This window comes from Micromonospora sp. NPDC005254, from assembly GCF_042872525.1.
Lineage (GTDB): Bacteria > Actinomycetota > Actinomycetes > Mycobacteriales > Micromonosporaceae > Micromonospora.
Window position 1 is genome coordinate 1 of record NZ_JBIAKM010000005.1, and the last position, 12,498, is coordinate 12,498.

Below are 12,498 nucleotides of genomic sequence, written 5' to 3' on the forward strand. Positions count from 1 at the left end.
GGCTTTACAAGCACCCTGTTGAGTTCTCAAAGAACAACCACACACCGATCAGAAGACCCAACCAGTGGGCCACCATCCCGGGGCTTTTCGTACCGGTGCTCGGCGCTTTCCAGCGCCAGGCACTTTTACTACGTTACCCGCTGGTTTCTGCCGTGTCAAACCGGTGTTTCGCGGTTCGTCGTGCTTTAACCCGTGTTGCGGGCACCATGTCTCGACCGGCTTGCGCCGCTCTCGTCACGGTGGTGGCAGGCCGGCCGCAGCGGTTTCCCGCTTGCTCGCCCGTTTCCCTGCCGGCTGACTACTTTACCCGGTCGGTTCCGCCGCACCAAATCCGCCTCGCGGCGTTTTCCGTGGGCACCACCCGGCGGGATCCGGCCGGCGAACCCGCCTGACCCCGAAGTCGTCGCCGCGCTCCGGCCGCTTCAGGCTTTCGCCTGTTTCGTCCGTTCCGCGCTGGCAGAGAGAAAGTTACGCGTCCGGCCCGATGATCGTCAAATCTGCCGGACGCGTCCCCCGTCACATCGTCGACAACCGACTATTCGCCCAGCTCAACGCCTGCGAACGACCGCTTTCCCCGGCGCAGCACCAGGTACCGACCGTGCAGCAGGTCGTCCCTGGACACCGTGGCGTCCACCTCGGTCACCCGGTTGTTGTTCACGTAGGCGCCGCCCTCGGCGATCACGCGCCGCGCCTCCTTGAGCCCCGTCGCCAGCCCGGAGTCCCGCAGGAGACCCGCCACGTCCGGCAGCTCGCCAGGGATACGCACCAGACCGGCCTCGGTCAGCGCCGCGCGCAGCGTCTCCGGGGCCAGATCGTCAAGCGAACCGCGCCCGAACAGCGCCTGGCTGGCGGCGACCGCCTGCCGGGTCTCCTCGGCGCCGTGCACCAGGGTGGTCAACTCCTCGGCCAGCGCCCGCTGGGCCAGCCGGGCTGCCGGCCGCTCGGCCGTCGCCTTCGCCAGCTCCTCCAGCTCGTCCCGGGAGCGGAAGCTGAAGTACCGCAGGTAGCGGTCGACCTCTCGGTCGTCGACGTTGAGCCAGAACTGGTAGAAGGCGTACGGGCTGGTCATGGTCGGGTCGAGCCAGACGGCGCCGCCCTCGGTCTTGCCGAACTTCGTGCCGTCGGCCTTGGTGACCAGCGGCGTGGTGAACGCCTGGACCGGCCCCGCGCCGCGCCGCCGGATGTAGTCGACGCCGGCGGTGATGTTGCCCCACTGGTCGGACCCACCGAACTGAAGTTGGCAGCCGTAGCGGCGGTGCAGCTCGAAGAAGTCGTTGGCCTGCAGCAGCTGGTAGCTGAACTCGGTGAAGCTGATGCCCGTCTCCAGCCGCGCGCGCACCACCTCCCGGGCGAGCATCTTGTTGACCGGGAAGTGCTTGCCCACGTCGCGGAGGAACTCGACGACCGACATCTCGCCGGTCCAGTCGAGGTTGTTGACCAGCTGGGCCGCGTTCTCACCCGTGTACGACACGAAGGGCGCGAGCTGCTCGCGGATCCGCTCGACCCAGCCGGCGATCACCTCCGGCGGGTTGAGCGTCCGCTCGGCGCTCTCCTTCGGGTCGCCGATCTGCCCGGTCGCCCCGCCCACCAGCAGCAACGGGCGGTGACCCGCGAGTTGCAGACGGCGGGCCGTGATGACCTGCATGAGCGAGCCGACGTGCAGGCTCTGCGCGGTGGGGTCGAAGCCCACGTAATAGGTGGTGGCCTCCCCGCCGTCGAGCAGCTCGCGCAGCTCGTCGAGGCCGGTCGAGTCCTGGATCAGGCCACGCCAGAGCAGGTCGTCGGTCAGGGAGTACCGCCCGGGCGGCGGGAGGCTGCTGTCGGTCACGGTCACCAATTCTCCCCCATCGCCGGCTCCGACCCGTACCGGGTTTGACGCAACCCGCTCCGGCTAGGCTTGCGCCCCGTTGATCGAGGAGGGGTTCGCCGTGGAGATGCCGGATCTGACGGGTGGTTTCGTCGCCCTGCTCGGCCTGAAATTCGAGGAGGCCACCGCCGACCGGGTGGTCATCAGCTGGCAGGTCCGCCCGGAGCTGCACCAGCCGTTCGGCATCCAGCACGGCGGGGTGTACTGCTCGGTGGTGGAGACCGCGGCCAGCATCGGGGGGGCGCTCTGGCTGGCCGACCGGGGCACGGTGGTCGGGGTGTCGAACCAGACCGATTTCCTGCGGGCCGTCCGCGACGGCGAGCTGCGGGCGGTCGGCACTCCGGTGCACCGGGGTCGCAGCCAGCAGCTCTGGCAGGTGGAGATCAGCGACGCCGACGAGCGGCTGGTCGCCCGTGGTCAGGTCCGGCTGCAGAACCTCTCCCGCGACTGACCGTCGGGCTCGAACGGGCCCGGCCGCGGCAGCGTCGCGCGGCCGCTCACCCGGGGACGGTCAGTTGCGGGCCTCGTCCAGCACCGGCTCGATCGCCTGGTCGGCGTCGTCATCGTTGTCGTCGCCGTCCTCGGCGGGGACCTGGCTCAGACGTACCTCGGTGATGGCCCGGTGGTCGATGCCCGCCACCGTCAGCACCCAGCCGTCCAGGCTCACGTCCTCCCCGGCCACGGTGGGGATGTGCCCGAGGCGGGCCAGCACCAGTCCGGCGACTGTGGTGTAGTCGCCGGCCGGGCGCGAGGGCAGCTCGACGCCGATGTCCGTGAGGTCGTGCACCGGGAAGGTGCCGGGCAGCACCATCGCGCCGTCCGGCTCGCGGCGCACCGAGTAGCCGTCCCGGTCGGTCTCGTCGTAGATCTCCCCGACGATCTCCTCCAGGATGTCCTCCAGCGTCACGATGCCGTCGACGGCGCCGCGCTCGTCCACGACCAGCGCGATGTGCTGGCGCTCGGCCTTGAACTGCCGCAGCGCGTCCACCACCGGCAGCGAGTCGGGCAGCAGCATCGGCGGGCGGGCGATCTCGTCGACCGGGCGGTCGTCGGGCACGCCGACCAGGTCACGCAGGTGGATCACACCGGCGGTGTCGTCCAGGCCGCCGTGGCGCACCACCGGCGCCCGGGAGTGCCCGGTGGCGGCCAGCACCAGCCGCGCGGCCTCCGCGGTGGTCCCGCTGTCGAGCGTGAACACCCGCAACCGGGGTACGAGCACCGCCCGCAACCGCCGGTCGGCGATCTCCACGGCGCCCGCGATGATCGTGCGCTGCTCCTTGGTGAAGCCGTGGTTGCCGGCGACGATGTCGCGCAGCTCGTCCGGGCCGATCTCCTCCGGCTGGTGCTTCGGGTTGAGCCCGACCAGGCGTACGACCAGGTCGCTGGTGGCGCCGAGGGCCCAGACGGCCGGGCGGGTGAGACTGGCGAGCAGGTCGAGCGGGCGGGCCACCAGCAGCGCCCACCGCTCGGCGGACTGCATGGCGATCCGCTTGGGGGCCAGCTCGCCGAAGACCAGGGTGACGAAGGTCAGCGCGAGGGTCACCACCACGATCGCCACCGTCTCGGCGGCGCTCCCGAACACCCCGAGCAGCGGAACGAGGGGCTTGGCCAGGGAGACAGCCGCGGCGGCGGAGGCCAGGAAGCCGGCGAGGGTGATGCCGATCTGGATGGTGGCCAGGAAGCGGTTCGGATCCTTGGCGAGCCGGGCCAGCACCCGTCCCGCCCGGCTGGTGCGCTCCAACCGCTGGATCTGGCTGTCCCGCAGCGACACCAGCGCCATCTCACTGCCGGCGAAGAGCGCGTTGATGACGACCAGGATCCCGACCAGGGCCAGTTGGCTCCCGTAGCTCTGCACGCCCGGTTCGCTCCCTCACGGTGGTGGCACCGGCCGTACGCACGGCGCCCGCCGGTCGGCTGGCCCGCCCGGCGTACGCGCTTCTGTGCCCCGTGCGGCCGCGGCCGAATCCTGCTCCGGCGACGCTACGCCGAATCGGTCGCCGGTGACGCGGGCAGGTCGAGCACGTACGAGTCGCCCTGGGGGCGGAAGCCGAGCCGGTGGTAGTAGGGGGCGACCATGCCGGGCGGGCTGACCACCCGGTGGAAGCCCCGCTCGGTGAAGAGGCGGCTGCGCCGGTAGACGAACTCGCCGGGGGTGAAGTCGCGGAACTTCGGGGTCACGTAGTCCAGGTCGATCTGGGCGACCCCGCGCGCCTCGGCGTGCGACAGCACCACCCCGACCACCTCGTCAGCGGTGACCACGAGGAAGGCCGACCGGTCGGTGGCGGCCGGGTCCCAGTGGAAGTCGGGGTTGAACCGGGCGATGTCCGGCGCGTGGATCCGCAGCGTGTGCGCCAGGAACTGGTCGCCGACGCCGACCTCCACCACCTGGTAGGTCTGCTCGTCGTGGCGGGTCGCGAGCATCCCCCGCAGGTACCAGATGTTGATCACCGCGAGGACGATGTTGAGCCCGACCATGGGCCAGACCTCAAGGGCGGCGTTGTAGCCGATCAGCACGACGCAGCCGACGAGGTTGAGCGCGCGCAGCCGCAGGATGCGCGACTGCAGCAGCGACCACACCAGCACCGCGGAGCCGGCCCAGCCGACCAGATCCAACCAGTTCACCCCGCGAGACTAGTGCCCGCCCAGGTCAGGGGCGTCGGCGGGCAGCTCCAGCAGCCACTCCTCGACCTCGGCCCCGCGCCCGTTGGCGTACCCCGAATCCTCGCCGACCACGACGAACCCGCACTTGCGCAGCACCGCGAGGGAGGCGGCGTTGTCCTTGGCGGCGCGGGCGCGCACCGGCCGGGGCAGCTCGCGCAGCAGGGCGGCGAGGGCCGCGGTGGCGTGGCCCCGGCCCCAGCGGGCCGGGTCGATCCAGTAGCTGACCTCGGTCTGGTCGTCGACCGGGAAGGCGCTGATGTAACCGACCACCTCGCCGTCGGCCTCGATGGTGCGGACCCGGTTCGCCGGGTTGGTGAGCACCCGCGCCCAGTGCCGGGCGAACTCGCGGTGGTCGGACGGGTCCTTGGGGCCGAACGCGGCCATCCGGTTCGCCTCGGGGTCCTGCTGGTGCAGGAAGAACTCCACGAGGTCGTCCTCGTGGACCGGCCGCAGCCGCACATCGGAGGTCATCCGGCGAGGGTACGCAGCGCCGGTGACAGTTCGGAGCCGGTGGCGCGTCGACGGTCGACCGCCGTCCGGCGCGTTCGGCGTCACCGCGGGCCCCGCGCCGCCGACAATGGGTCGACCGACCCTGGGAGTGCCGATGGACCGACCTGTCGTCGTGGGTGTGGACGGCTCGCCGTCCAGCCTCGTCGCCGCCGAGCACGGGGCCCGCGCCGCCCTGCTCCGGTCCCGGCCGCTGCTCCTGGTGCACGGTTACCTGCACCCGCTCGGCTACGGCGTGCCCCTCAACCCGTACGACCTCGGGGTGCCGGCGCCCACCGACCAGGCGCGGAAGATGCTGGAGCGGACGGCTGCCGACCTGGCCGACCGGTGGCCCGGCCTGGCCGTCGAGGCCCGTCAGGTCGCCGGCGGCCCCGGCGCGACGATGGTCGAGGAGTCCCGACGGGCGGATCTCGTCGTGGTGGGCAGCCGCGGTCTGGGCGGGTTCGCGGGTCTGCTGCTCGGTTCGGTCGGCGCGCAGGTGGCCGTGCACGCGCACTGCCCGGTGCTGGTGGTCCGACCGGACGAGCAGCCGATCGACGCGGACGCGCCGGTGCTGGTCGGCGTGGACGGGTCCGAGTCGTCCCGGTTGGCCGTGGGCTACGGCGCCACCGAGGCGGCGCTACGAGACGTCCCGCTGGTGCTCGTGCACGTCGGCCCGCTGGACGGGGACCGGGCGGTGCCGGACGAGGTCGACGAGGCGCAGGCCGCGTACCAGGCCGAGGCGGTGCGGCTGTTGGCCGAGGCGTCCGCGGCTGTCCGGACCGGGCATCCCGATCTGGTGGTGCGGGAGCACCCGGTCCGGGCGGCCGGCGCGGCCCCGGGGCTCATCGAGGCCAGCGGCACGGCGTCGCTGCTGGTCGTGGGCACCCGAGGCCGGCACGGCTTCGCCGGTCTGCTGCTCGGCTCGGTCAGCCAGGCTGCGATTCAGCACGCGCGCTGCCCGGTGCTGGTCGCGCACCCGTACGACCCTCCGAGGTGACCGGCGCGTCGTCGCCCCCGCCGAGCATCTGCAGGAAGTCGGTGGTGAGGGCGAACGGGTCGGCGGGGCCGCTGGCGGGCAGCCGGCGCTCGACCTGGTCGGCCAACTCGCCGGCGGCGCGACGGATGCGGCCGCGCAGGGCGCCGTCGGCGGTGCCACCGGACCAGTCCTCCGGGGCGGCGAAGACGGAGGTGGGGACCACCACCGCCCGCAGGTAGCCGAACATCGGGCGGAGGGCGTGCTCCAGGACGAGGGAGTGCCGGGCGGTGCCGCCGGTGGCCCCGATGAGGACCGGACGGTCGACGAGCGAGTCGGCCTCCAGCACGTCGAAGAAGGACTTGAACAGCCCGTTGTACGACGCGTTGAAGATCGGCGTCACGGCGATGATGCCGTCCGCCCCGGTCACCGCGTCGATGGCCTCGCGCAGGCCGGCCGGCGGGAACCCGGTGAGCATGTTGTTGACCACGTCGTGGGCGTACTCGCGCAGGTCGACGACCCGCAGCTCCACCTCGGCGCCGCGCCGGACCAGCTCGTCGCGGGTCGCCCCGGCGAGCTGGTCGGCGAGCAGCCGGGTGGACGAGGGCTGGCTCAGCCCCGCCGAGACGACGGCGAGCGTACGGCGGGTCATCGGGTCGCCCCCTCCGGCGCCTTGCCCGTCACGTCGTCGACGGCGTGCACGGTGCTGTCCTTCACGCCACCGGCCGCGGCGACCAGCGAGGCGTGGGTGGGCGCCTCCGGCACGTGCGCCGGGCGCAGGGCGGCGAACTCCTTGCGCAGCACCGGCACGACCTCCTCGCCGAGCAGGTCGAGCTGCTCCAGCACCGTCTTGAGCGGCAGGCCCGCGTGGTCCATGAGGAACAGCTGCCGCTGGTAGTCGCCGACGTACTCGCGGAAGCCGAGGGTGCGGTCGATGACCTGCTGCGGGCTGCCCACGGTCAGCGGGGTCTCCCGGGTGAACTCCTCCAGTGACGGCCCGTGCCCGTAGACCGGGGCGTTGTCGAAGTACGGCCGGAACTCCCGGACCGCGTCCTGCGAGTTGCGCCGCATGAACACCTGGCCGCCGAGGCCGACGATGGCCTGGTCGGCGGTGCCGTGACCGTAGTGCGCGTACCGCTGGCGGTAGAGCTCGACCATCCGCTGGGTGTGCTCCTTGGGCCAGAAGATGTGGTTGGCGAAGAAGCCGTCGCCGTAGTACGCGGCCTGCTCGGCGATCTCGGGGCTGCGGATCGAGCCGTGCCAGACGAACGGTGGCACACCGTCGAGCGGGCGCGGCGTCGAGGTGAAGGACTGCAGCGGGGTGCGGTACTTGCCCTTCCAGTCGACCACGTCCTCGCGCCACAGCCGGTGCAGCAGGTCGTAGTTCTCGATCGCGAGGGGGATGCCGGCGCGGATGTCCTTGCCGAACCACGGGTACACCGGGCCGGTGTTGCCGCGGCCCATCATCAGGTCCACCCGGCCGTCGGACAGGTGCTGGAGCATCGCGTAGTCCTCGGCGATCTTCACCGGGTCGTTGGTGGTGATCAGCGTGGTCGCGGTGGACAGCAGCAGCCGTTCGGTGCGAGCCGCGATGTGACCGAGCATGGTGGTCGGGGACGAGGGGACGAACGGCGGGTTGTGGTGCTCACCGGCGGCGAAGACGTCGAGCCCGACCTCTTCGGCCTTCAGCGCGATGGCAACCATCGCCTTGATCCGCTCATGCTCGGTCGGCTCCCGACCGGTGGTCGGATCGACCGTGACGTCACCGACGGTGAAGACTCCGAACTGCATGACAGCTCCTCGCGTGTCAACCGGGTGCCGTCGTAGTACCCGGACGCAGCCCACAACTTATTTGACAAGTCAACTATTCCGTCGGCGGCCTACCTGGCAGTGGCGCCGGTCACCCGCGGGAATCAGCCCCCGGCGACCGAGGGGAGCACCTGCACCTGGGCGCCCTCGCCGACCGGTGTGGCCAGCCCGCCGGAGTGCCGGCAGTCCTCCCCGTCGACGTAGACGTTGACGTAGCGGCGCAGCTCGCCGCGCTCGTCGCGGATCCGCCGAGCCAGCCGGGGATGATCGGCGGCGAGCTCGTCGAGGACCGCCCCCAGCGTGCCGCCCGCGTCGACACTGAGCCGGCTGGCGCCGCCGGCCTCGCCGCGCAGCGGGCCGGGCAACAGCACGGTGACCACTCAGACCACCGCCGCCCGGACGCACAGCACGTCGGGCAGGTGCGCGGCCACCTGCGACCAGGAGTCGCCCTCGTCCCGGCTGGCGTAGACCTCGCCGGAGCGGGTGCCGAAGTAGACGCCGCCAGGTGTGGCGTCGTCCGCGCACATCGCGTCGCGCAGCACCGCCGGATAGAACGGGCCCTCGGGCAGGCCCACCGACAGCGGCTCCCACTTGGCGCCGGCGTCGGCGGAGCGGAACACCCGGCAGCGGTGGTCGGTGGGGAACCGCTCGACGTCGGCCACCAGCGGGAACGTCCACACCATCCCGGGCCGCCCGGGGTGCGACACCATCGGGAAGCCGAAGTCGCTGGGCAGCCCGTCGGCGATCGACGACCAGGTGCGGCCGTCGTCGTCGGAGCGGTAGACGCCGAAGTGGTTTTGCGCGTACAGCCGCTCGGGGTTGCCGGCGTCCCGCGCGACCTTGTGCACGCACTGGCCGAACTCCGGCCACTCGTCGGCCAGGCCGGCGGCGCGGATGCCCACGTTGCCCGGAGCCCAGCTCGCCCCGGCGTCCTGCGAGCGGTAGACGCCACCGGTGGACATGGCGACCAGCACCCGGGCCGGGTCGCGCGGGTGGGGCAGCACGGTGTGCACGGCCTGGCCACCGAACCCGGCCTGCCAGTGCGGGCGGTGCGGGTGGTCCCAGAGGGCGCGGACCAGCTCGAAGCTGCGGCCACCGTCGGTGGAGCGAAACAGCGCCGACGGCTCGGTGCCGGCCCAGACCACGTCCGGCTCGTCGGCGCCGCCCGGCATCAGCTGCCAGACCCGCCCCAGGGTCGCGCCGGTGTCGGCCGGGAACGCGACCGGCGCGTGGTCGGGCTCGTCCCAGGACGCGCCGAGGTCGTCGCTGGTCGCGACGCTGGGCCCGAAGTGCGAGCTGGTCACCCCGGCGAGCAGCCGCGGGGTGGCCCGGCGGGTGTCGAGCGCGACCGCGTAGACGCTCGTCCCCGGGTGGTGCGGGCCGCTGACCTCCCAGGTGCGCCGGTCATCGGTGCTGGTGACGAGGAACAACCCCTTCGCGGTGCCGATCGCGAGCAGCGTTGGCATGGACGTCCTCCGAGCCGTCGGTGGGCAGGTGGGGTGATTATGGCCACACCCCCCGACAGATCCCGCCGGCCACACGCCGGAAGCCGCGCTCAGCGCCGGACGCGGGGCACGTGTCGCCGGTACGCGCTGACCGTCGGATCGCCGTCGAGCCAGAACCGCCAGGGCAGATCGTGCGCGCCGGTCACGCCGACCCGGGGCCCCGCCACCACCGTCTCGTCCGGCACCGGCCGAACCGGCGGACGCAACCGGACCGGACCGTCGCCGAGCAGGTACGCGCCGTACGCCGCGCGGTCGATGCCGAGCGTGGCGCAGAGCCGGGCCGGCCCCCGGGCCAGGTCCACGTCCCGCCGTACCGCCGGCCGGCGAGCCCGCGCGGTGTCCAGGCCCTCGACCACCGCACCGGCGCGCAGCAGCACGGCGGCGGCCTCCCCCTCGACCCCGGTGACCACGTTCATGCACCAGTGCATCCCGTAGGTGAAGTAGACGTAGGCGTGCCCGGCGGGGCCGAACATCACCACGTTGCGCGCGGTGCGGCCCCGGTGGGCGTGCGAGGCCGGGTCACCGGCCGTGCCGGCGTACGCCTCGACCTCGGTGATCCGGACGGTGACCCCGCCGGCGGACAGCCGGCAGCCCAGCAGGCCCCGCGCGGCCGGCAGCAGTGGACCGGCGAGCAGGCCGGCCAGCGCCCCCCGGTCGGCGTCGGTGCTGCGGTCGTCCGGCGCGAGCTCCATGACCCGAACGGTACCCAGCGGCAATCTGATCACCCCGTCGCCGCGCTTCAACAATCTGTTGACAAGGTCACGTTGATGGGGTGTGCTCGGAGCATGACCACCGAGGAGCTGTTCACCGCGCCCGACCCGGCCCGGGCCCGCGCCCACCGCACCCACGAGGCGCTGCAACGGATCAGCGAACGCCACGCCGGCTCCGATGCCCGACGGGGACGCTGGGCCCACCCGTACGTGCTGGACCCGTGGGAGGCGGTGGCTCTGGTCACCGCCCTCGCCGCCGGCGGCGCCGAGCGGGAGCCCACCGAGGAACCGGTGGACGCCGCCGATCTCACCGCCGCGCTGACCCTGCTGCCGCACGTGCGCGCCGAGCTGGACGCCCTGGAGGCAGGGCTGCTGACGCTGGCCCGCGACCGGGGGCTGACCTGGCAGTCCATCGCGTACGGGCTGGGGCTGGGCAGCGCGCAGGCGGCCCGGCAGCGCTACGAGCGGGTCGCCGCCCGCTCGGCCGAGCAGATTGCCTGAGCCACCGGACACGACGCGACCGGCTGACCCCCGACGACCGGGCGGGCGGATCGGCCGGGCACCCCCGCGGCGGCGGCCGGGGCGGGCAGACTGTGCGCACGACGAGGAGGCACCCATGGAACGCGCGGAGATGCTGACGTACTGCCTGGCGAAGCCGGGAGCGTGGCTGGACCGGCCGTGGGAGGGCGACGAGGTGGTGAAGGTGGGCAGCCGGATCTTCGCGTTCCTCGGCAACGGCGACGGAAGGCCCACGGTCGGCATCAAGTGCGGCCAGACCCGGGAGATCGCCGACGAGTGGCTGCGCCGCCACCCCGAGGACGCTCGCCCGATGGCCTACATCGGCCGGTCCGGCTGGAACACCCTGCGCCTCGACGGCGGGATCGACGGCGACGAGCTGACCGAGGCGGTCGACGCGTCGTACGACATGGTGGTGGCCAAGCTCCCCAAGCGGGAGCGCCCGACGGCCTGAACCGACAGTGGCGCCGGCGGCTCGCGCCGACGCCACGGCGAGGTCAGCGGGGTACGACCCGCTCGGTGGCCCAGTCCCGCCAGCCGGCCAGCCGGTCCGCGGCGGCGGCGAGCTGGTCGGCGACCGGGCCGGGGCCGGTCGAGCCGGGGGTGGTCCGGGCCGCGAGGGCCGACCGCACCGAGAGCACGTCGCGCACCGACGGGTCGAGGTGTTCGCTGACCGCGGCCAGGTCGGCGTCGGAGACGTCCTCCAGCTCACACTCCCGGGCCGCACAGAGCGCCACCAGCCGACCGGTGATCTCGTGCGCGTCGCGGAACGGCACGTTGCGCCGGACCAGCCAGTCGGCGACCTCGGTGGCCAGCGAGAAGCCGACCGGGGCGGCGGCGACGAGGCGGTCCACCCGGACCGTCATCGTGGAGATCATTCCCGCCAGGGCCGGCAGCAGCAGCTCCAGGGTGTCGACCGCGTCGAACGCGGGCTCCTTGTCCTCCTGCATGTCCCGGTCGTACGTCATCGGCAGGCCCTTGAGCATGGTCAGCACCGTCATCAGGCCGCCGACCAGCCGCCCGGACTTGCCCCGGGCCAGCTCGGCGATGTCCGCGTTCTTCTTCTGCGGCATGATCGACGAACCGGTCGCGAATGCGTCGTCCAGCTCGACCCAGCCGAACTCGTGTGAGGTCCAGAGCACCACCTCCTCGCCGAGGCGGGACAGGTGCACCCCGATCAGCGCGGTGGTGAAGAGGAACTCGGCCACGAAGTCCCGGTCGGCGACCGCGTCCATCGAGTTGGCGAACGACGTCCGGAAGCCCAGCTCCTTGGCCACGGCCACCGGGTCCAGCGGAAGCCCGGACCCGGCGAGCGCGCCCGCGCCGAGCGGGCTGATCGCCGCCCGGTGGTCCCAGTCGCGCAGCCGCTCCAGGTCGCGCAGCAGCGGCTGCACGTGGGCGAGCAGCCAGTGCCCGAAGGTGACCGGCTGGGCGTGCTGGAGGTGGGTCATGCCGGGCGCGGCGGTGCCGATGTGCCGTTCGGCCTGCTCGGTGAGGGCCTCGGCCAGCTCGACGAGGCGGCTGGCCACCCCCCGCGCGTGGTCACGCAGGTAGAGCCGCAGGTCGGTGGCGACCTGGTCGTTGCGCGACCGGCCGGCGCGCAGCTTGCCGCCGAGGCTGCCCAGGCGCTCCAACAGGCCCCGCTCCAGCGCGGTGTGCACGTCCTCGTCGTCGACTGTGGGCCGGAACGCCCCCGAGGCACAGGCCGCCTCCAGGTCGTCCAGGGCCGCCAGGATCCGGCCCAGCTCCTCCGGGTCGAGCAGGCCGGCGCCGGCGAGGACCCGGGCGTGCGCCCGGGAACCAGCGATGTCGTACGGGGCCAGGCGCCAGTCGAACTGCACGCTCACCGACAGTCGGGCGAGCGCCTCCGCGGGGCCGCCGGCGAACCGGCCACCCCACAGGCTCGTCCGGTTGGTGCCGGCGCTGTTCTCGGTGAGGCTCTTGTCGTCCACGCCGCCCATTGTGGTC

At 72.9% G+C, this 12,498-nt stretch carries 14 protein-coding genes and 1 pseudogene; 5 read left to right on the forward strand and 10 right to left on the reverse strand.

The window, feature by feature from the left end; translation table 11 throughout:
• Positions 1–392 (forward strand): annotated as a pseudogene (locus tag ACFYPR_RS16345) (hypothetical protein); the annotation flags it as partial.
• Positions 393–535: 143 nt separating this feature from the next.
• Here ACFYPR_RS16345 and tyrS read toward each other — a convergent pair.
• Positions 536–1,828 (reverse strand): tyrosine--tRNA ligase, encoded by a 1,293-nt coding sequence (tyrS, locus tag ACFYPR_RS16350; protein WP_354857887.1) that lies wholly within the window; start codon positions 1,826–1,828, stop codon positions 536–538.
• Between the two features lie 106 nt (positions 1,829–1,934).
• Between tyrS and ACFYPR_RS16355 the strand changes: the two genes are divergently transcribed.
• Positions 1,935–2,318, forward strand: coding sequence for a PaaI family thioesterase (locus tag ACFYPR_RS16355; protein ID WP_354857884.1), 384 nt, complete (start codon positions 1,935–1,937; stop codon positions 2,316–2,318).
• 60 nt (positions 2,319–2,378) lie between these two features.
• Here ACFYPR_RS16355 and ACFYPR_RS16360 read toward each other — a convergent pair whose 3' ends face one another.
• The 3 genes from ACFYPR_RS16360 to ACFYPR_RS16370 form a co-directional block, all read right to left on the reverse strand.
• A complete protein-coding gene (locus tag ACFYPR_RS16360) occupies positions 2,379–3,722 on the reverse strand; it encodes a hemolysin family protein (protein ID WP_354857877.1) in 1,344 nt (447 codons plus the stop codon).
• Positions 3,723–3,847: 125 nt separating this feature from the next.
• On the reverse strand, positions 3,848–4,489 hold the full coding sequence (locus ACFYPR_RS16365) for a hypothetical protein (protein ID WP_354857874.1): 642 nt from the start codon (positions 4,487–4,489) through the stop codon (positions 3,848–3,850).
• A 9-nt stretch (positions 4,490–4,498) separates the two neighbouring features.
• Entirely contained in the window at positions 4,499–4,999 is a 501-nt protein-coding gene (locus ACFYPR_RS16370; RefSeq protein ID WP_387260665.1) for a GNAT family N-acetyltransferase, read from the reverse strand.
• 133 nt (positions 5,000–5,132) lie between these two features.
• On the opposite strand from ACFYPR_RS16370, the gene ACFYPR_RS16375 reads away from it, so the two are divergent.
• Entirely contained in the window at positions 5,133–6,014 is an 882-nt protein-coding gene (locus ACFYPR_RS16375) for a universal stress protein (protein ID WP_387260667.1), read from the forward strand.
• Here the strand turns inward: ACFYPR_RS16375 and ACFYPR_RS16380 are convergent.
• The 5 genes from ACFYPR_RS16380 to ACFYPR_RS16400 form a co-directional block, all read right to left on the reverse strand.
• Positions 5,944–6,642 carry an FMN reductase gene (locus ACFYPR_RS16380; protein WP_387260669.1) on the reverse strand — a complete coding sequence of 233 codons (699 nt, stop codon included), beginning with the start codon at positions 6,640–6,642 and terminating at the stop codon, positions 5,944–5,946. The two genes, ACFYPR_RS16375 and ACFYPR_RS16380, sit on opposite strands and share 71 nt — an antisense overlap.
• Positions 6,639–7,781, reverse strand: coding sequence for an LLM class flavin-dependent oxidoreductase (locus tag ACFYPR_RS16385; RefSeq protein ID WP_387260672.1), 1,143 nt, complete (start codon positions 7,779–7,781; stop codon positions 6,639–6,641). Before ACFYPR_RS16385 ends, ACFYPR_RS16380 begins: the two co-directional genes overlap by 4 nt.
• A 122-nt stretch (positions 7,782–7,903) precedes the next feature.
• Positions 7,904–8,179: a ubiquitin-like small modifier protein 1 gene (locus ACFYPR_RS16390; RefSeq protein ID WP_007458463.1), complete on the reverse strand. Its 276-nt coding sequence runs from the start codon at positions 8,177–8,179 to the stop codon at positions 7,904–7,906.
• Positions 8,180–9,265 (reverse strand): WD40/YVTN/BNR-like repeat-containing protein, encoded by a 1,086-nt coding sequence (locus tag ACFYPR_RS16395; RefSeq protein WP_387260675.1) that lies wholly within the window; start codon positions 9,263–9,265, stop codon positions 8,180–8,182.
• Between the two features lie 89 nt (positions 9,266–9,354).
• Positions 9,355–9,996 carry a DNA-3-methyladenine glycosylase gene (locus tag ACFYPR_RS16400; protein WP_354857863.1) on the reverse strand — a complete coding sequence of 214 codons (642 nt, stop codon included), beginning with the start codon at positions 9,994–9,996 and terminating at the stop codon, positions 9,355–9,357.
• Between the two features lie 93 nt (positions 9,997–10,089).
• Between ACFYPR_RS16400 and ACFYPR_RS16405 the strand changes: the two genes are divergently transcribed.
• Complete coding sequence (locus ACFYPR_RS16405) at positions 10,090–10,515, forward strand: DNA-binding protein (RefSeq protein ID WP_354857861.1); 426 nt, start codon at positions 10,090–10,092, stop codon at positions 10,513–10,515.
• A 115-nt stretch (positions 10,516–10,630) separates the two neighbouring features.
• The gene (locus ACFYPR_RS16410; RefSeq protein WP_387260678.1) at positions 10,631–10,984 is read left to right on the forward strand and encodes an MmcQ/YjbR family DNA-binding protein; all 354 of its coding nucleotides are present in this window, start codon (positions 10,631–10,633) and stop codon (positions 10,982–10,984) included.
• Positions 10,985–11,027: 43 nt separating this feature from the next.
• On the opposite strand, the gene argH is transcribed toward ACFYPR_RS16410, so the two are convergent.
• On the reverse strand, positions 11,028–12,491 hold the full coding sequence (gene argH, locus ACFYPR_RS16415; RefSeq protein WP_354857880.1) for an argininosuccinate lyase: 1,464 nt from the start codon (positions 12,489–12,491) through the stop codon (positions 11,028–11,030).
• Between the last annotated feature and the right edge of the window lie 7 nt (positions 12,492–12,498).

What these genes read in the sequence shown, in the direction of transcription:
- ACFYPR_RS16355 (WP_354857884.1), top strand. Translation starts at nt 1,935, where the DNA reads ATGCCGGATCTGACGGGTGGTTTCGTCGCCCTGCTCGGCCTGAAATTC.
- ACFYPR_RS16370 (WP_387260665.1), bottom strand. Translation starts at nt 4,999, where the DNA reads ATGACCTCCGATGTGCGGCTGCGGCCGGTCCACGAGGACGACCTCGTG.
- ACFYPR_RS16375 (WP_387260667.1), top strand. Translation starts at nt 5,133, where the DNA reads ATGGACCGACCTGTCGTCGTGGGTGTGGACGGCTCGCCGTCCAGCCTC.
- ACFYPR_RS16380 (WP_387260669.1), bottom strand. Translation starts at nt 6,642, where the DNA reads ATGACCCGCCGTACGCTCGCCGTCGTCTCGGCGGGGCTGAGCCAGCCC.
- ACFYPR_RS16385 (WP_387260672.1), bottom strand. Translation starts at nt 7,781, where the DNA reads ATGCAGTTCGGAGTCTTCACCGTCGGTGACGTCACGGTCGATCCGACC.
- ACFYPR_RS16395 (WP_387260675.1), bottom strand. Translation starts at nt 9,265, where the DNA reads ATGCCAACGCTGCTCGCGATCGGCACCGCGAAGGGGTTGTTCCTCGTC.
- ACFYPR_RS16400 (WP_354857863.1), bottom strand. Translation starts at nt 9,996, where the DNA reads ATGGAGCTCGCGCCGGACGACCGCAGCACCGACGCCGACCGGGGGGCG.
- ACFYPR_RS16405 (WP_354857861.1), top strand. Translation starts at nt 10,090, where the DNA reads ATGACCACCGAGGAGCTGTTCACCGCGCCCGACCCGGCCCGGGCCCGC.
- ACFYPR_RS16410 (WP_387260678.1), top strand. Translation starts at nt 10,631, where the DNA reads ATGGAACGCGCGGAGATGCTGACGTACTGCCTGGCGAAGCCGGGAGCG.
- argH (WP_354857880.1), bottom strand. Translation starts at nt 12,491, where the DNA reads ATGGGCGGCGTGGACGACAAGAGCCTCACCGAGAACAGCGCCGGCACC.